Annotated in this window: 15 protein-coding genes; 5 read left to right on the forward strand and 10 right to left on the reverse strand. The window is 31.5% G+C overall.

From position 1 onward, the window contains the following. Positions 1 to 33 precede the first annotated feature (33 nt). Positions 34 to 480 carry a hypothetical protein gene (locus KMW28_RS26090; protein WP_169663832.1) on the reverse strand — a complete coding sequence of 149 codons (447 nt, stop codon included), beginning with the start codon at positions 478 to 480 and terminating at the stop codon, positions 34 to 36. Between the two features lie 325 nt (positions 481 to 805). Continuing rightward, positions 806 to 2,827, reverse strand: a complete 2,022-nt coding sequence (locus KMW28_RS26095; RefSeq protein WP_169663833.1) for a SpoIIE family protein phosphatase — start codon at positions 2,825 to 2,827, stop codon at positions 806 to 808. 284 nt (positions 2,828 to 3,111) lie between these two features. On the opposite strand from KMW28_RS26095, the gene KMW28_RS26100 reads away from it, so the two are divergent. From KMW28_RS26100 to KMW28_RS26115, 4 genes are all read left to right on the forward strand, one after another. Continuing rightward, positions 3,112 to 4,758 carry an FAD-dependent oxidoreductase gene (locus KMW28_RS26100; protein WP_169663834.1) on the forward strand — a complete coding sequence of 549 codons (1,647 nt, stop codon included), beginning with the start codon at positions 3,112 to 3,114 and terminating at the stop codon, positions 4,756 to 4,758. A gap of 84 nt (positions 4,759 to 4,842) precedes the next feature. Then, complete coding sequence (locus KMW28_RS26105; RefSeq protein ID WP_205958167.1) at positions 4,843 to 5,403, forward strand: YeeE/YedE family protein; 561 nt, start codon at positions 4,843 to 4,845, stop codon at positions 5,401 to 5,403. An 11-nt stretch (positions 5,404 to 5,414) separates the two neighbouring features. Then, positions 5,415 to 5,837, forward strand: coding sequence for a YeeE/YedE thiosulfate transporter family protein (locus tag KMW28_RS26110; RefSeq protein ID WP_066215095.1), 423 nt, complete (start codon positions 5,415 to 5,417; stop codon positions 5,835 to 5,837). Between the two features lie 97 nt (positions 5,838 to 5,934). Next, on the forward strand, positions 5,935 to 6,579 hold the full coding sequence (locus KMW28_RS26115) for a YiiX/YebB-like N1pC/P60 family cysteine hydrolase (protein WP_169663835.1): 645 nt from the start codon (positions 5,935 to 5,937) through the stop codon (positions 6,577 to 6,579). A gap of 126 nt (positions 6,580 to 6,705) precedes the next feature. On the opposite strand, the gene KMW28_RS26120 is transcribed toward KMW28_RS26115, so the two are convergent. The 8 genes from KMW28_RS26120 to KMW28_RS26155 form a co-directional block, all read right to left on the reverse strand. Further along, complete coding sequence (locus KMW28_RS26120) at positions 6,706 to 7,218, reverse strand: hypothetical protein (protein ID WP_169663836.1); 513 nt, start codon at positions 7,216 to 7,218, stop codon at positions 6,706 to 6,708. Between the two features lie 200 nt (positions 7,219 to 7,418). Continuing rightward, a complete protein-coding gene (locus KMW28_RS26125) occupies positions 7,419 to 8,396 on the reverse strand; it encodes a hypothetical protein (protein ID WP_169663837.1) in 978 nt (325 codons plus the stop codon). A gap of 124 nt (positions 8,397 to 8,520) precedes the next feature. After that, positions 8,521 to 10,809, reverse strand: coding sequence for a bifunctional glutamate--cysteine ligase GshA/glutathione synthetase GshB (gene gshAB / locus KMW28_RS26130; RefSeq protein ID WP_169663838.1), 2,289 nt, complete (start codon positions 10,807 to 10,809; stop codon positions 8,521 to 8,523). A gap of 8 nt (positions 10,810 to 10,817) precedes the next feature. Next, on the reverse strand, positions 10,818 to 12,146 hold the full coding sequence (locus KMW28_RS26135) for an MATE family efflux transporter (protein ID WP_169663839.1): 1,329 nt from the start codon (positions 12,144 to 12,146) through the stop codon (positions 10,818 to 10,820). A gap of 294 nt (positions 12,147 to 12,440) precedes the next feature. Further along, positions 12,441 to 12,851, reverse strand: coding sequence for a hypothetical protein (locus KMW28_RS26140; protein WP_169663840.1), 411 nt, complete (start codon positions 12,849 to 12,851; stop codon positions 12,441 to 12,443). Between the two features lie 79 nt (positions 12,852 to 12,930). Beyond that, on the reverse strand, positions 12,931 to 13,623 hold the full coding sequence (locus tag KMW28_RS26145) for a hypothetical protein (RefSeq protein WP_169663841.1): 693 nt from the start codon (positions 13,621 to 13,623) through the stop codon (positions 12,931 to 12,933). A 38-nt stretch (positions 13,624 to 13,661) separates the two neighbouring features. Further along, entirely contained in the window at positions 13,662 to 14,291 is a 630-nt protein-coding gene (locus tag KMW28_RS26150; protein WP_169663842.1) for a GyrI-like domain-containing protein, read from the reverse strand. Between the two features lie 523 nt (positions 14,292 to 14,814). Next, a complete protein-coding gene (locus tag KMW28_RS26155; protein WP_169663843.1) occupies positions 14,815 to 16,032 on the reverse strand; it encodes a site-2 protease family protein in 1,218 nt (405 codons plus the stop codon). A 350-nt stretch (positions 16,033 to 16,382) separates the two neighbouring features. Between KMW28_RS26155 and KMW28_RS26160 the strand changes: the two genes are divergently transcribed. Further along, positions 16,383 to 18,578: a SulP family inorganic anion transporter gene (locus KMW28_RS26160; protein ID WP_169663844.1), complete on the forward strand. Its 2,196-nt coding sequence runs from the start codon at positions 16,383 to 16,385 to the stop codon at positions 18,576 to 18,578. Positions 18,579 to 18,590: the final 12 nt, after the last annotated feature.

Raw genomic sequence — 18,590 nt, forward strand, 5'->3', positions numbered from 1 at the left:
TCCCATAAATATTATATTTAATGAGCTACAAAATTAACGAACATCTTTGATTTGATCCTCAATATCCTTTGCTAATTCAGTAAACCATACCACAAAAAAGGTATCAATTTCCTGATTTATTACTTCTGATTTTAATTCGTACTCAACACCGTCACTTTCACTAAATTTTAAAACTTCATCATGATAATTAATAGTGGTATCAAACTCAATATCGAATTTTTCGATCAGATACTCTTCAAAAGTATGCATTTCTCTAGAAGAAATTGTTTTAGGTATTTTTGAATCTTTATCTACAGGCATGTACATCAAACCATAGCACTTGTTATTTGCGTCGGAAACAACAGGCATCACTTGAACATCTAAGTCGTTCATTTTTAGATATTGATCATTTTGTTTTTGAACACCAATTTCAATACCATCAATATTTTGGGAAAAGATAATCGTGGGTAATAATACTAGAATCGTAATAAGGTTGTACATTTTTTATTCAATATATTTGTTAGAACTAAAACAATAAAACGAATCATATGTGCCTAGGTTACAATTGAATTGTTAAAGCATGTTTCTATTTAACTGATATTAAGACAATAAAAAAATCCACGTAAAACATGGATTTTTTAGAATCCTCCTACGACTAGAGGATTATATAACTACTTATTTGACTTAAGTTTTATATCATTTTTGTTGTATTACAAATAAATAAAAGTAAACGTAAAATTGCAATAACCATAAATAGGTATTTTTTACTTTTTTAAAGAAAAGTCATGATTTTTTAATTAAAAGTAAATATAATCGTGATCTTTATTTATTTTCCAACGGTGAACCCTAAAACTAAAATATCATCAGTTTGGGGTTCATCTTGTTTTTCTTTCCATTTCTGATGGGTGATTTTTAATATATTTTCCTGTTCCCAAGTAGAAAGGTTAACTATATGTGATAATAAATTTCTAAAATTCTTTATCATATATTTTTTATTCTTCTCCCCTCCTAATTGATCTTGATAACCATCAGAATAGAAATAAAACGAAATTTTTGAATTTGCGAAACTGATTTCATGGTCTCTGAAATTAGAAGTATTCAAATCCATACCTCCAATATTACGTCTATCACCCTTTACGTAATTTAATTGATCATCTTTAAAGTAGACCCATGAATTTTTAGCACTACAAACAGTTACATTCTGCTGAGAATAATTAATGCATGCAACGGTAATATCCATACCATCTTGAACACCATATTCCTCATACTGACTTAAAGTGGTTTGTAAACGCTGATGTAATCCTTCTAAAATATCAGAAGGTTTTACAATATGTTTCACCTTAATAATTTCATTAAGAATACCATTTCCGATTAATGACATAAATGCTCCAGGTACACCATGTCCAGTACAATCAACTGTAGCAACTATGCAAATTCTTTCGTTATTCTTGTATAGTTTACCAGAACAATAATAAAAATCTCCTGAAACTAGACCACAAGGCTGATAAAAAAGAGTAACATCACCAAGGATGGATTCCATCTTACTTTTCACAGGTAAGGTAGCTGATTGAATCCTTTTCGCATAGGTAATCCCTGCCTCTACTTGTTTATTCTTATTATCCAACAGTTGCACATAATTTTGAAGGTGGTCTTTTTGAGCTAAAATTTCCTCTTGTTGTGCTTCAATTTCATTATTCTTTTCTCTAATGTTCGCATAAGCTTTTTTAAGACCAAGATAAAACTTTAGTAAGAAATAAATCCCTACAATCATAATAACAAACAATGCAACCATAAGATAGATAAACCTTGTTTGTTGATGTACGAGTTGATTAGATAAAGTATTTTTTTCTTTCAAAGAGCTGATTTCGTCCAAACGCTTCTCAGATAAATAGTTTTGCTTTATACGTTCGATCCTTTCTCGAATATCAGCATTATCTAATTCGCTGCCTAACTGATGGTACTCTTTGTTATATTTATAAGCAATTTTCCAATTTCCTTTTTCTGCTTCAATTTTATGTAACATGTTTGAAGCTTCTTTTTTCCAAAATTTGGTATTATCTATTGTTTTACCTCCGTAAATATCAAGTGCTACTTTCTTAGCATTACCATATTGTTTTTCATGTAAATAATATTCTGAAAGCCACAAGCTATATTCATTATACCCATCAAGGTTATTTTTCAATTTAAAATATTGAATGGGTTCTATAATTTCTTTGATCGCTAATTCTACTTTATTCTGATTAAAGAAAACTCTTGATCGAATAGCAATAACATATTCTTCTTGTTCTTTGTAACCATGTTTTATTGATTCAAAGAATGCTTCATTAAGATATTTCTCTGCAGAGTCATTTTCATGAATAATCGAATAAACTTCGCCTAGATTAAATATCATTGCTATTAAATTACTTCTTTGCCTTTTTGTAATATTATCCGACTCACTTATTAGAGTTTCCATAGCAATGAGAGCCTTATTGTAATAATATATGGAACGTTCGTGTTCATGTTCTCTAATATAAAATACACCTAAGTTATTTGATATATTGGCAACATCAGACCAATCCTCTAAAGATTCGGAAATGGATAAGGCTTTCATCAAATAATCGAAACCAACAGCCATATGTCCCTTACGAATATGATAGGAACCCATATACTGATAAGCCATACTTTCCCAAGCCTTACTATTTATTTCTATACTAATAGATAATATTCTATTCGCATAAATAAGTGTAGAATCAGAAGATGTTCTCAAATATTTTGAACAAACGCTTTTGTAACTTTCTAATTTTTTTTGAGTGTAGTCAGGAATCTCACTTCCAAAAGCAACAAAAGAAGAAAAGAGAATTATCAATAAAAGTATATGTGATTTAGATAGCCTCAATTAGTCAGTAAAATTTATGCATTAATATAATAGCTTCTAAATATAAAACAGAAATATGAATAAAGTATAAACAAAACATGGATTTATCTAATAAATTCTAAAATCCCTTACTTTGCTTTCTTTCAATTGTTAACAAAAACCAATTTCTTTAAGATCTACCCTTTTCCTCTCGTTTATGTGACAAAAGTTACACTTTTAGTTTACCGCCTCATCTATGTTTGTATCATCAAAATAAACAAGCGATTTAATTGGAAATGGATAACAAAAAAAGAATCATCGTTATTGGCGGTTTATCTGCCGGACCATCAGCAGCTGCAAAAGCAAGAAGAACTGACGAAAATGCTGAAATTATATTATTCGAGAAAACTGCAAACATAAGTTATGCGACTTGCGGTATTCCGTATGCCTTTTCCGGAAGAATTAAAGATAGAAATAAATTGTTGGTCGTAAAGCCTGATCTATTACGCCAACGTTTTAACATAGATGTTCATTTAGAAGAACCCGTAACGAATATCGATCCTGATAATCATATGGTGTACACTCCAAAAGGTGAATATAAATATGACAAACTGGTATATGCTACTGGTGGTACTGCTATTACTCCCCCTATTGAAGGTTTAGCTGATTACACTGAGTGGGCACACGCTAAAACAATTGAAGACTTTGATAGAATTATAAAATCAGATGTACTTAATAGTGCAAATGAAATTACTATCGTTGGTGCAGGTCTTATCGGTCTTGAAACTGCTGAAAACCTAATGCAAATTGGCAAAAAAGTGACCATCATAGAATTAGGAAAACACATTCTTGGTCCATGGGATGACAAATTTGCAACAATGGGTGAAAAAGTTTTAGAAGATAATGGTGTTTCACTTGAATTAGGCAAATCAATTCAAAAGATTAATACTGATGGTAGCTTAGTGTTAAGTGACGGTAAAACAATCTCATCAAATTTCTTGATTATGTCGATTGGTGTAAAACCTATCACAGAAATGTTGACTTCGAAAGGTGCCAATCATCTACCAAATGGTGCCTTGATTGTAAACGAAAGAATGGAAACAAATTTACCCGATATTTATGCAGCGGGTGATTGTGCTTCAATTCCTCATATAGTCACCAATGCAGAAGGTTGGTTCCCGATGGGGACACATTCCAACAAAGGTGGTCGTGTAGCCGGTGCTAATGCTGTAGGAGGTAACGAAACTTTCCCTGGTGGTTATGGTACTGCGATTATGGAGATGTTTGATCATACAATAGCTAGAACTGGTGCTGGTCCAAAAGTATTAGAACGTGATGGGATTGCTTATGAATCTACTTTTATCATTGCCAATTCACATCCAGGCTTCTATCCAGGGGGTAAAGATATGTTTATCGAAATTTATTACACTCCAGATACTCATGTGATTTTAGGTGCTGAGTTGTTTGGTCAAAAAGGAGTGGATAAACGTGCTGATGTATTAGCTACTGCTATTTATGCTAAGCTAACTATTGAAGATTTACCAAATCTTGATTTAGCTTATGCTCCTCCATTCTCTCCAGCAAAGGACCCTGTTATTGTTGCCGGGTTTGTTGCTCAGAATGCTCAAAAAGGATTGTTCAAAGAAGTAAATGTTGCAGTTGCTAAAGAAGCATTTGAAAGCGGTGATGACATTACAATCCTTGATGTTCGTAATCCTACGGAACTAGAAAATGCTGGTAGAATTGATGATCGTGCATTAAACTTACCTCTTGATACATTAAGAGAGAATTTAGATAAAATTGATACTAAAAAGCCTATTTATGTGACTTGTGCAAAAGGTTTAAGAGGTTATCTGGCTTCTTTAATATTAGCACATAATGGCTTCAAAAATATTCATAACATAGCTGGTGGGTTTACCGCTTGGAACAAAATCAACGGCTAATTGTTAATTACCCGTAGGGATGTTACCTCTACATAGACGTAACATCCCTACTCATCTTTAAACTTTCATTAAACGACAATTTCCATGATGGAAAACATTATTGCACCATGGCCTTGGTATGTTACAGGGCCGATTGTTGGTGCGACTATGGCTATATTACTATTATTTGGTAAAAGTCTAGGACTATCTTCGAACTTCAGAATTATTTGTTCCGCATGTGGAGCAGGCAAGAAAAACTCATTTTTCAACTTTGATTGGAAAAGAGAATCTTGGAACCTAGTATTTGCTATTGGTTGTATAATCGGTGGTTTTATCAGTTATAAATATTTAGGTGGAGATCACCTAGCTGGTATTTCTGATGCTACTGCAAATCACTTACAATCGCTTGGTATTACAAGTGATAACCATTACGTCCTTCCTTCAGAGTTATTCAATGCATCAGCAATTTTCTCTGTGAAAGGGCTTTTAATGCTTACAATAGGTGGTTTTTTAATTGGTTTTGGTTCTAGATACGCAGGTGGGTGTACTTCTGGACACGCAATTAGCGGATTATCAAATTTACAGTTACCGTCACTTATTGCCGTTATTGGATATTTCATTGGCGGTTTAATCATGACTTGGTTAATTATTCCATTTATCCTTTAAACACACAAGAAATGAAACCAAAAAGAGTAATAATATATTTAATTCTAGGTATTTTCTTTGGTATTGCACTCTCTAAAGGTGAAGCTATCTCATGGTTTAGAATTCAGGAAATGTTCCGCTTTGAATCCTTCCACATGTATGGATTTATCGGTTCAGCTGTAGTTGTTGGTGCTATCCTCGTACAGGTAATCAAAAGGTTTAATATCAAAGATTTTGACGGTAATGAAATCATTATTGCCGATAAACAAAAAAGTATTTGGAGATATTTATTGGGAGGAATTATGTTCGGTTTAGGCTGGGCTTTAGTTGGAGGATGTACTGCACCCCTTTTCATCCTTATGGGTTACGGTGAATACAGCATGGTGATTGTTTTTGCCTTCGCATTAGTTGGTACATTTGTTTATGGCTTGACTAAAGAACGTTTACCACATTAAATAATCAGGTAATAAGTAATAGGTAATAGGTTTTTAAGATCAGATAAAGATGAAAACTATTACCTATTAGTTATTACTTTTTTTGTAGTTTTGTAGCATGAAATACATACTTCCATTTTTCCTTTTATTTGCCTTAGGCAGTTGTAATGAAACAAAAAAACAAACTGATAATCCTTATGGTGTTAAGGTAGGCGATATTGTCTTCCAAGATCTCGATTGTGGCGATTTTTGTGTAGCCATAAATAAAGTGACTGAAGGATGGAATGGAAGAGATTTTTCACATTGTGCTATTGTTGTCGAAGAAGCTGATTCTCTCCTTATTATTGAAGCAGTTGGTGCAGGCGTGAAACGTACTTCTTTGAGAGATTTTTTTGGAAAACACACTGGAGAAGGAGGAACAGTAATAGGAAGAATGAAATCTGAATATAAAGCTTTAGCGCCAAAAGCAGCAAAGTTTGCTTTTGACTATTTAGGCAAATCATATGATGATGTATTTGATATTCAAAACGATAAATATTATTGTTCTGAATTGGTTTATGAGACCTATAAATCAGCTAATGATAATAAAGAAGTATTCAAATTATTTCCTATGACCTATAAAGATCCGGATACAAATGAATACTTCCCTATTTGGGTAGATTATTTTAAAAACTTGAATGCTCAAATTCCAGAAGGTGAAGCAGGGTTGAATCCTGGTGGTGTTTCTAGGTCGAAGTATTTGGATATAATTGAGTTGAATTAATTCAATTTTTTCCAATAACAATGCTATCTAATACTTTCTTTAAACTATTGATATCTTCTTTTTTGACGAGTCTTACCATGTTTTTATATCCCTAATATATATTGATAGAGTTTATCATCATCTATTCTAATCATTTATCGACGTCGAATCTATATTATTATGAGATGTACTATCTATCATCTCTTTAATTTGCTCTACATCGATACTTTTAAAAACCTTCTCTATGTCTTCATTAGTAGAAACTGATATCTTATAATAGGTAAAGAAGACGATGATAATACCGATAATAGCAATCCATGTAAAGACATAATATCTTGTTTTATCCTTCCCAAAGAAATTGATCTTCTCATTTAATTCTTCAGCCGTAAGTTTTCTAGGTTCATCTTCATCATAATCAACATCATCATCAAAATAATCTCCATAATCATCTAAAAAGTCAAATGCATTTGGAGTGATAAAATACACATCATTATCACCTTCTGTTTCGACTAGATCATAACGTAAAAGATCTTCTATTAACTCGAATAGGCGTTCTTTCTGAAGATAGTTTTCAAATTTTATTTCATTGATATTAATTGACTGTGTTTTAGAAGATTTTATTTCTTCCAACAGAATGATATGTTCTTTTTTTATATCCAATTTTTAGAAAAAGTATATGGAGTAAGATAATTAATTATTGAAGGTACATAAAAGTGACGCATAATGGTACTTTTCCTCTGAATTAAGTTCTTTGATTTCTAATCGGTAGGTAGGGAAAATTATTTATTCATGGTTTATTTTTTATTATTTAATTGTCTTCTAATGGTGATTTTCGGCATTTGTGATGGGGGTATAAATCATTACATTTCCCCCATTAATTTAGTTAACCCAAGCGGGTTGATTACTTGTATAGTATTGTCTTCTATAACAAGTTGAATTTTTTGAAATTTACCCTTGTAATACCAATAGAAGTCTTTACTAACGGGTTGTGGGTGTTCATTATAAAATTGATCTGTGATAAGATTAAACTTTTGTATATATAGTACAAAATCAACTGGATTGTCCTTTGATATTTTACATAATGAAGCGATTCCTTTATTCGGAATTGCCAATACGCACCCCCATTCACCAACAAATTCGGGAGCATTTTTTTCAAGGTCTAATGCAATACTTGCAGCATAATCTTCATTACCAATAAATGAGACATTGATAGTGGAATTATTTACTTCTATTGGATGTGTTTCTTTTAAGATTTCCTGTTTGTTTACATTTTCTTGAGCATACTTAAAAATTTCTTCCTTTGATATATTCCAATTTTCAGTATCTGATTTCATAAGTGGACTAAAGGAAGATGGTAAATCAAGCATAATCACACTGTAGGTGCCTTCTAAATCTTCCCTAGTTATTAAAGTTTCTACTCCACCATTGCTTTGAACAAATTCTTTAGGATAAATTCTAATACTGAGATATTTTTTTGCAGTAACAAAGTCGGTGAAATCATTATTTTTATGTTCATCAATTGATGTCGTCATAGATTGAAAGTGAGCTTTCAAAAGAGGTGTCCATTCTTTTTTATCCATTTGATGACACTTCATTATAAGGTTGTGTAGATTAACTAATGAATAAGCTTGTCCATCTTCTAGATAAATAGTACCCTCTTTAACCTTTTCTACTTTGAAATTTTTAGAAATAATCTTTACAGATTTATCCACTAAAAATTTATAATCCTTTTGGGAAATATACTCTTCGTAACCTTCTGGAATAATGTAATTTTTTTCTTGTGCTAATAAGTTAAATGATAAGAAAAATAGAATGAAGAATTGTACAATAGTTTTCATAAAAAGTTGAATTAACCAGCTTAAAAAAGTTTAAAATTGAAGTATTACAAATATGAAAGAATTAATTTTTAAAAACAAAAAACCTCCAAGAACGAATCCTCAGAGGTTTTATCAAATGATCTTTTTAGTAACCTAAGGCTTCTAAAACCTTGGCATTTAATCTTCGGTTTTTTCCTTTATATGGATAGCAGTGAATATGAATGGCGGGGTTGAAATTCATTTCAATGATGGCATAATTATCTTCACTTGCCTCTTCATGAATATCATCAATCATCATATCTAAACCTGTGATTTTAACATCTAAGGCTTTCGCTGCTTCGACGGCAATGTGCTTATATGAATCTGGGATATCATCCGTATAATCGATACTATCACCACCTGTAGAAATATTCGAATTCTCTCTTAAATAGACTATTTGATCTTTACTTGGAATGTAATCAAAATCGTAGCCTTGAGTTTTTAAGAACATTTCCTCTGCTTCACCTAAAGCAATTTTTTCTAGAGGTGTCTTATAGCCTTTACCACGTAGTGGATCTTTATTCTTTTCGATGACTAACTCTCTTACTGTTGATTTTCCATCACCCTTAACATTCGCAGGAACTCTATGAAGGATACCAACCACCTCATCATTAATGATGAAAATTCGATATTCCTTACCAGTAACAAACTCCTCGATGAGAATAGAATTATCATGCTCAAAAGCAATTTCTACAGCTCTATCGAATAGCTTTTTATCTTGATTGTCTTTTAATATACTGATACCCAAACCAAAGTTAGTCGACTTAGGCTTGATGACAATGGATTGTCCCTGATAGAAAACGAAATCACTTTTGGCTTTGTCTACGGAAGTATACTGATCGCCTTTTGGTGTTCTGATGCCCACATTTTCAATCACTTTTTTGGTCATGACTTTATTCTCCATCATCAAGACACTAACATAATTATCTAATGATGTTCTTGTGGCCTGCATGACATGTTCCACTTTACCATTTTTTTCTAATTTGATAAAGTTTTCTGTACGATCCATAATATCAAATTTGATCCCTCTCAAAATAGCTTCACGAAGCACTAATTGAGTGGATAATTCCATATCTTCTAAGCCATGAAACTTAAATTGAGTTCCTTTTGATGCACCTGAATATTCAATAGCTTTTTCAAGATGCCAATCGATATATTCTTTACCTTGAATTGCCTTTAATGTTTCGCATGAGGGACGAACCTTTTTATTTTCACTTAGATCCATCAAAGTTTTAAAAGCTGACTTATAATCATCAGGAGCAAAAGTGATGAACATATCTAATAGCTCAGCTGTTAAGGTTTGAATGGATTCACTTAAAAGTGTCTCTTTTCCATCAACAATAATTTTAGCATGATCAGAAAGTCCCTCACTTGCTACGATTTCTTGATTTTCAGTCGCAATTTTTTGTTCTTCTGAGGTAATCTCTTTAGACTCTTTAAATAGACAAAACAATAAAAAGAGGTGAACTATCTTGGCTGTTTCCTCAGAAATACCAATTTTCTCTTGAGGATCTAAATCCAATAATCTTACTTCAACATATTTTAGTTTACCATCGACTTCTTTGAGACGAATTGGTGTATAATTCTCTTTATTACTATTTAATACGCCTTGTTTTATGGCATTATCAATACTTGACTCATAGTTCTTTAATGAACTATAGTCCAATACTAAATCTTCGATGTTTTTATATCCACAAACAGAAGAACGCATCGAAATTGCATGATCAAAATGATGACTATCTCTTGTTGCTTTTGGTAATTTATCGATGCAACATTTCAAATAAGTATTATGAAGTGCTGGACTATTTCCTAGCAATGCAATTAAATACCAACGGTAACGGAGAAAGTTTCGAGTTAATTTTAAATATAACTCTTCTCTAAAATCATCATAAGAAATATTGCCTTCATATTGTTGATACAAGAATTCAATATTCTTTTCCTCTAATGAAAAATTGTAATGAATTCCTGATAATAACTGTTTCTTCTTCCCATATTTTGAAGCCAAGAAATTACGGTATTCCTCATTTTCTTTACCTTCTTCTCCAAAATCAGCTACTTTGATATCGTCATCATTTTCTGGTAATTCCGGAGGAGTACTTTGAGGCCATAATAACTCATCTCCGAGGTTTTCTGTCACTACATCATGAATCGTTTCCAAGAAACCTAAAGCTTCTTTAATAGATGGTAAAGGCGGTGTAATCATCTCCACCTGACTTTCAGAAAAATCAGTAGTGATATAAGGATGATTTAATTTATTACCAAAAATCGATGGATGGGAAGTCGTTGCCATTTTACCATCTTTTGTGATACGAACGTTTTCTTTTTCTAAACCGAAGTTTCCTTCAAAGATGCGAACGTTTCTATTGTCTTTTAATATTTGTTGTATTGTATGCATAATGTTGTCTAAATGGAAGTGGATAAGATCATTTTTCGTTTAACGGTATGATAAGCGATGCTTAAGCATATTGCTCTTAAAACGGTACTGATAGCTATTGCCATCCAAACGCCGTTGATACCAAAAAGATGTTCTTGTGATAAATAAAGTGCCATAGGCACCCTGATGACGGTCATGGTTATATTTATGGAAGCAGGTATTTTTGTCTTACCTAATCCATTGATAATACCTGTTGTCACCATCTCTACAGTCATAAATACCTGAGATAATCCAATGACTCTCAAATAACTTGCTCCAATAGCCACTGTTTCCTCTTCGGTAACAAACCATCGTACAAAGAATTCGGGGAAAATGTAAAACAATGTCCCCATTAAAATCCCAAAGGTGATCGCAATTTTTATTGCCGTCTGATATCCTTCATTGACTCTTTTGTATTCTTTTGCTCCATAATTCTGTCCAGTAAATGATAGCAATGCTCCCATTAAACCACCTGTAATCATAAATGTCATAGATTCGATTTGCAGACCAATTTTCTGAGCAGCAATAGCATCACTTCCCCATTGCGCCACAATTCTTGCCATGATGATACCGATTACAGTAAATACAATTCTTTGAATAGAAGATGGTATACCTAATCGAGTGATACGTCCAATTTCATCAAAAGATATCTTGAATTTTGATGCTCCAAAGAAATGTACAACTGACTTTCTATAAAACAACCCGAAGGATAATATTTGAGAAATAACAGTAGCGATTGCAGCACCTATCACACTAAATTTGAATACGAATATGAAAATCGGATCAAGGATAATATTTACCACGACGCCTATCATAGTGACCTTCATTGGTGTCTTACTATCGCCTCGGCTATTACTTATTGAAGTAAAAAGAAATACTGCATGAGAAAAGAATAGTCCTATGGCCGCAACTCTCAAATATGAAATCGCAAATCCTTCTACAATAGGATCGTTTAAGTTGAAAAAACCAATTAAATAATCAGGGAAAATCTGAATAAGAACTAGCATAATCGCTACGATCAAACCAATTCCTGTAAAAGCTTCTCTACTAATTTTTTCAGCCAAAGGATTGTTTTTAGCCCCTATTTCTTGGGAAACAGAAATTCCTGTACCTAAAATAAATACGGAAGAAATGGCCCAGCATAACTGTAAGAAAAAGGCTGATGTCCCTACAGCTGCTACTGCATCACTACCTAATTTACCTACCCAAATCATATCTGTAAAATTGTAGGCAAATTGTAAAAACGATGAGGTAATGATAGGTAACGCAAGCGTAATGATATTTCTAAATACATTACCCTTAGTTAAATCTTTTTTCATCAAATAATTTTTTGAAATAATGAATTGAGGAGGCTAAATCATATACTCAATCTTTTTCGTATCAATAACCCAGGAATGAATTCCTTTGCTCTTGATACAAGGTTCGATTAAATCACTTGTAGCCTCTTTTATCCCAATATTATTCTATATAATGATTTACAAGATATATATAATCTATTCATCAATATACATAGATATAAAGGCTATTGGAAATAAAATAAATGTGATAAGTATGGATCTAAAAATGTTGAATGATTCACTTAGAATAGTCATTTTTAGATGATTAAGAATTCGTTATAGTCGTAGCTGACAGAGCCAAAAGATATACTGATGATATCTTTTTGATAATATATCGAGGGTAAAGTCTTTTAAAGTAATGAATCCATATGCCTTATTACTTGCAAATAAATTACTAAGAAATGCCTGAGGATCGTTTTCTAAATTTGTCAAGAAATACGGCCCAACAGAAGAATGTATACTAAGAACAGATCCAGCCAAAGGCTTGTTCTCAGTTGGTAAACAACATTGTGTCTGATTACCTTGTTTTGCTATCTGAGCGATTTCTTGAAAGAAAATCACTTTATCATTTTCTTTTTTTAGTTTACAACAAGTCTCTTGTTCCTTTTCGCTTAATAACAAAAAGGCAATCAATGACATGCTGAAAGCCAAAGAAATCTTTACGATATGTGATAAGTTCTTTTTCATTAATCTAATAAAAACGAAATATATGAATAAATGTTCATGTATTAATTCGTAATTTAAATTTATTAACCTCAAGTTTAGTTTAATCTAAAACTTCCTCAGGTGTATAAGTGATCTTCTGATTATTATTTACTATGGATAATAAATTATAGATAGTCCATGGTATTATCCCTAAAACAGTGGTTGAAACCAACCAAAAGATTGGATTTGACTGATCCTTTTTTAAAGTTTTATAAAAAACTGGAATTATAAATATGATTGAGATTAAAATATTAAAAATAGGAGATGACATGGATATAAAACTTTGCTCGTGTATTGTTAAGTTTATTTCGAATAGTCTTTGTGTAAAATCAGATTTATGTATGTAAAAATTCAACAATAAAGGATTGAGTGTTACAAAAGACCACGCGATTAGTATGAAAAAAGAAAACTTAAAAATAACCCTTTTATTAAAGGTGAAATTTTCTTTAATAGAAATAGTAAGGAAAAAAACTAACCCTATCCATGAATTAGTTAATACAATAATAACCAAATATAATGGGTTGTAACTTGATTTTTTTGCATAAATGTAAACCCACAAAGAAATTAATATCCATCCTAACTGAGTTGGTAAATAAGCTATAAAACTGTATAACAAATCGAAAAAGGATAACTCTTCGCTTGATAAACTCTGTAAAAATTTAGCTAATACTCCTTCAAGAACAACCTCCGGTGATTGAAAAAAAAGAATTAGTAAAACTGTAATAAGTAAAAGCGAATTTTGTAGAAGTTTCATTTCAGTTGAATAGTTTATTTATGAGATATAATCAAATATTACTCTTCTAACTGAAACCTCAAAACAGTCTTCAACTTTTCTGTAGGCACTTTTCTAAAATCAGATAAATAAATTTCTCTATGTATTTTTGATTTTCTTTTTACTTTCATCTCCCCTGCGTATTGTTCCATCAATTCAAAACTTGCAGGTTCATCATCATAACTACCCATGTGCAACAATTGGATGCATTTACCATCAGTAATCTTTTCAAACCTTAATTGTTCTAGTAACGGATTTGGCTTTTTCTTTTTAGTAAGTTCTAAAATTTCATCAAAGAATTCTTTACTTATGAAATCAGGTTGACGAATCATTAAGTCGAAAACTAAATCGTCTTTGTTTAATTGTCCGTTAAAATTCTTTTTTGCTTCATCATTAATATCCCACACCCCCTCTAGCGGATAAACCGTCCAATCTATATAATCTGAGGGTGGGTTGTCCAATTTCTTCATGGTCATTTTGATAGCATACGCAACACTATATAAGGCTCCGATACATTCTTGAAAAAAGTCACTATTGGGATTGCCTTCACCACTAATTACAATGAATTGATATTCGGGAACATCAATAATCTCGGGCTTAGTTTTAGGTTGATAAATAGTTTTTTCTTTTTTTCTCCATTCGAATTTCATCTTCATTAGGTTTAAATTTTTGATAATAAATGTACCCAATTTGCATTAAGCCAATCACCCAAAATAAAGGGATTTTAAACATGAGCCAAAGAAAATTAGTGCCATCTCTTACTAATCCATCAAAATAGATATGATATTCTATTTGAAGTTTTATTGATATGTAAGGAATTACGAGACCATACAATAGTAGTATTACAGGAATACTAATCCATGTGGTAATTTTTTCTAACTGTATTTTAGTATTTATGTATAGCCCTAGAGTAAATAATAATAAGTCAAAAATACAGAGAAAATAAAGAATAGATAAGTCGATATTAACCATTAGATAAAAAATAACTGTCAATTAAGTTAGTACTAGTCGTATTTATGGGGAAATGAAATATTTGTTATACAAATTATTTCTATAGCAAATCTATATGTTTTATTTCAATGATCCAAAGAATTAAAAGCATAAAATACATGAACATTTCTAAAAATAAAGGCTTCCTATACTTGAGTTTTATAAGAAGCCTTTATGTAATGATTATTCAACAGTTTCAGAATTCATTATTTTCATTTCCCATTTATTTTTAGCTCGTTCGTATAAATACTTCTCATCAAAATCTAATAATGATAAATTTTCAAGGATGAATATTCTGTATTTTAATGCTTTATCATCTTTACCTAATAGATAATAACCTAGAGCGATATAGATAGCATTCGTTAAAGTAGTGCTATTTGGGTAATTAAAATCAACATCCTTTTTTATGAGGTTAATCCCCTTTAAATAATGTCCTTTTTCGATTAATAAAGCCCCTCTAGTTCCTCTTATATCCTCTGTTTTCGAGTCCAATTGATAAGCCAATTGTGAATAGTGATTGGCTTCTTCTAATTTGTCCATTATCAAATAAGTCCAGCCAAGACTATTGTATATAATATTCTGAAACTTCTTTAAATTTTCCTCTTCAATATGAGGTAAAAGTTCTTCTAAAATTGCTAAAGCTTTTTCGGTCTCTCCCAATTTTAAATAACAAGTACTTAAACCTGTATACATAACAGTGACTTTATTTAATTCACTTTTTACTGCTTCTAAAATGACAACAGCTTCCTCATATTTCTTTTGTTCCATTAGATCGTAAGCATCTAATAAATCATTTACTTTACTGAACTCAATTAGGTCTTCCATTTTTTTGAATGGAATTTTTGCGATTTGCAATCCATCAGAATCAACCTTTTGTCCTTTATAATAAAAACTATAGGGTATTAATACAGAAATTCCTAAAAGGAGATTTGTAATAACTATCAAAGAAGAAATATGAATACCTTCCGTAAATTCAGTGGAGAAATTGAATAATAAAAATAGAATTCCTGCGACTATTAGATTTAGTAAAAGACCACCTGCGATATAAAACCATAACTTAACTCTAATATTATCTGTATTATTAAAAGCAGCATGTGCATACCCTGAATTGAAATTAGAATTAAAGGTGATTCTTATATTCTTCCATTTAAAATCAAATATCTTGAATCCTTTACCTAAAGTTAATCTTCTTGGACTTCCACCTACTATATAGGCAAATAATAAATGACCAATTTCATGAATTAAGATGCCAAGCTTTATTGATAATTGAAATAATACAATGTTGAATCCTATATAAAAGAGGACACTTGTTTCCTTACCTAAAAGATATATTAAACTCGAGAACAGTAGTATAACCCAATACATTTTCGGGAGTATGGCAAATAGGGTTTTCTTAAACATAGAGAAGTCTATTGATAATTAGTTTATTACTTTTTGTTTGCTGATCTAATTTATGAATATTAAATCATATGACAATAAATATGTCATTTGAATATTTATTATAAAAAATAAATTGAATTTTTTGAAGTGATATTTGTATTACATTTAGACATATAGTGTAAACAGTACGTTATTATAAATCACTGATATTACGATAGTTAAAGCAATTGTTAAATTAATTAAACAAATTACAAGAATAATACATTAAAAATATTAATGCTTAACATAAAATCAATTAATCGTTTTTATGGTATAAATGTTAATTAATTTCAGATTTTTGCTTTCAGTTACTAAATCATCAAGTATTGAAAATGATTAACAAGAACATAAAGTCTAACTTCATCTCAGGCTTTTTAGTATTTCTAATTGCGCTACCTCTTTGTTTAGGAATTGCAAAAGCAAGTGGGTTTCCACCCATCGCGGGTATATACACTGCAGTTATAGGAGGATTAGTTGTTACTTTTTTATCTAAAGCACCACTAGCCATCAAAGGTCCTGCAGCAGGACTAATTGCTATTGCCATCGGAGCTGTGGATGAATTGGGAGGAGATGATCCTATCTTAGGTTACAAACTTACTTTAGCAGTTATCGTTATCTCAGGCTTACTTCAAATAGCCATGGGGTTTGCAAAATTTGGTAAAATGGGTGACATGTTCCCCATATCAGTGATTAGAGGCATGCTTGCTGCAATTGGTGTGATCATCATTAGTAAGCAAATACATGTTATTTTAGGTGTGGTTCCTTCAGCAAAATCACCTTGGGGACTTTTGGCAGAAATACCACATAGTATTCTGAATTTAAATCCTAAAGTTGCCGTCATTGGTGTACTAAGCTTAGCTTTATTATTTGTACATCCATTGATAAAAAATAAGACAGTAAATAAACTACCTGCCCCCCTATTAATATTGTTATTAGCTATTCCATTAGGATTTGTATTTAATTTATCAAATGAACATAGTTATACACTTGGATCTTTAGATTTCGAAATTTCACCGTCACAATATTTAGTAGTTCTCCCTGAGAACTTTTTTAGTGGCATTACTTTTCCAGATTTCTCTCAATTATTAAGTTATACATCTATCAAGTATATCATTATGTTTGCTTTGGTGGGTAGTATAGAATCTGTACTAAGTGCCAAGGCGATTGATGCTTTAGATCCTAACGATAGAGTGACCAACCTTAATAAAGATTTGGTTGCTGTAGGTATTGGTAATACAATAGCCGGAATGATTGGTGGTTTACCTATGATCTCTGAAATTGTAAGAAGTTCTGCCAATATTAATGCTGGAGCAAAAGGAAGAATGAGTAACTTCTACCATGGTTTGTTCCTTTTCTTATTTGTATTATTGGCTGCAGCAGTTATTAAAACTATACCAAATGCAGCGTTAGCGGCTATGCTAGTATTTACAGGTTTAAAATTAGCTTCTCCACAAGAGTTTATAAAAATAAAGAATGTTGGTTTTGATCAACTATTACAGTTCCTTACTACATTGATTGTTACTCTATGGACGGATCTACTTGTTGGTGTAGCTTCTGGTATAGTATTAAAGATAGTTATAGAACTTGTACAGGGTGTTAAACTGAATGAAATGTTCCAGTTGAATACTCAGGTTTCTGCAAGCAAAGATGGTTTGGTGATTAAATTTAACGGTATTGCCTCTTTTATCAATTATCTAAAATTCAAATCACTTATTGATGCTCAACCAAAGAATCAAAAAATAATATTAGATTTTAGTGATTGTTTCTTTATTGACCATACATTTTTGAATAACATCAACAATATTCAGAATAAGTTTACTAAAGAAGGTGGTGAGTTAATAAAGGTCGGATTTGAAAAGCATCACTTCCAATCTCAGCATCACCTATCTTCAAGAAGATTAGTCACTAATCCTTTACAAGAGAATACTCCTGAAGAATTAACTAAAAGAGCACAATCTATTAAGGAATTTGCTGAATCTCATAATCTTGATTTCGAGGCCAACCTAAGCCCTTCTTTTGTTCGACCTTACTTAAGTGCATTTTCTATCCTTTCGAGATTAAGAAGAGCCAATAATTTCATCTTAGGTACAAGAGAACATTATAGCTTCATGATATTCGATATCACATATGTTAAAGCAGATGATTTCTCTACAGAAACAACTACTGCAACTATCGCTTTGGTCTTTAATATTGCAAAAGGTGGTATTCCTGATTTCTATACCCAGGATAAAAGTAATTTTTCTAACTTAAAGACGAAATATGATATGGATTTGATGGAGAAATCTAATCTCACGCCTTTCAATATTTACGGCAATAATGAGGAACTTATTGATACTTTCTTCACATCAGATATTATTTCTTTAATCGCAGAACAACCTTATAGAATTGAATGTAAACGTCGTGAGATGTTGATTCATAAAGAATGGGGCTTGTTATCAGAAGGTAAATCGATGGAATACATGTTATCGTTTGTCGATAACCTAGGTAATGAAGTCGTTAAGAAAAGATTTGAAGAAGCTCAAGTATAATGCTTGAACATA

The sequence above is a fragment of the Flammeovirga yaeyamensis genome (genome assembly GCF_018736045.1).
Lineage (GTDB): Bacteria > Bacteroidota > Bacteroidia > Cytophagales > Flammeovirgaceae > Flammeovirga > Flammeovirga yaeyamensis.

What these genes read in the sequence shown, in the direction of transcription:
- KMW28_RS26105 (WP_205958167.1), top strand. Translation starts at nt 4,843, where the DNA reads ATGATGGAAAACATTATTGCACCATGGCCTTGGTATGTTACAGGGCCG.
- KMW28_RS26135 (WP_169663839.1), bottom strand. Translation starts at nt 12,146, where the DNA reads ATGAAAAAAGATTTAACTAAGGGTAATGTATTTAGAAATATCATTACG.
- KMW28_RS26160 (WP_169663844.1), top strand. Translation starts at nt 16,383, where the DNA reads ATGATTAACAAGAACATAAAGTCTAACTTCATCTCAGGCTTTTTAGTA.
- KMW28_RS26125 (WP_169663837.1), bottom strand. Translation starts at nt 8,396, where the DNA reads ATGAAAACTATTGTACAATTCTTCATTCTATTTTTCTTATCATTTAAC.
- KMW28_RS26115 (WP_169663835.1), top strand. Translation starts at nt 5,935, where the DNA reads ATGAAATACATACTTCCATTTTTCCTTTTATTTGCCTTAGGCAGTTGT.
- KMW28_RS26155 (WP_169663843.1), bottom strand. Translation starts at nt 16,032, where the DNA reads ATGTTTAAGAAAACCCTATTTGCCATACTCCCGAAAATGTATTGGGTT.
- KMW28_RS26100 (WP_169663834.1), top strand. Translation starts at nt 3,112, where the DNA reads ATGGATAACAAAAAAAGAATCATCGTTATTGGCGGTTTATCTGCCGGA.
- KMW28_RS26150 (WP_169663842.1), bottom strand. Translation starts at nt 14,291, where the DNA reads ATGAAATTCGAATGGAGAAAAAAAGAAAAAACTATTTATCAACCTAAA.
- KMW28_RS26140 (WP_169663840.1), bottom strand. Translation starts at nt 12,851, where the DNA reads ATGAAAAAGAACTTATCACATATCGTAAAGATTTCTTTGGCTTTCAGC.
- KMW28_RS26110 (WP_066215095.1), top strand. Translation starts at nt 5,415, where the DNA reads ATGAAACCAAAAAGAGTAATAATATATTTAATTCTAGGTATTTTCTTT.
- gshAB (WP_169663838.1), bottom strand. Translation starts at nt 10,809, where the DNA reads ATGCATACAATACAACAAATATTAAAAGACAATAGAAACGTTCGCATC.
- KMW28_RS26090 (WP_169663832.1), bottom strand. Translation starts at nt 480, where the DNA reads ATGTACAACCTTATTACGATTCTAGTATTATTACCCACGATTATCTTT.
- KMW28_RS26145 (WP_169663841.1), bottom strand. Translation starts at nt 13,623, where the DNA reads ATGAAACTTCTACAAAATTCGCTTTTACTTATTACAGTTTTACTAATT.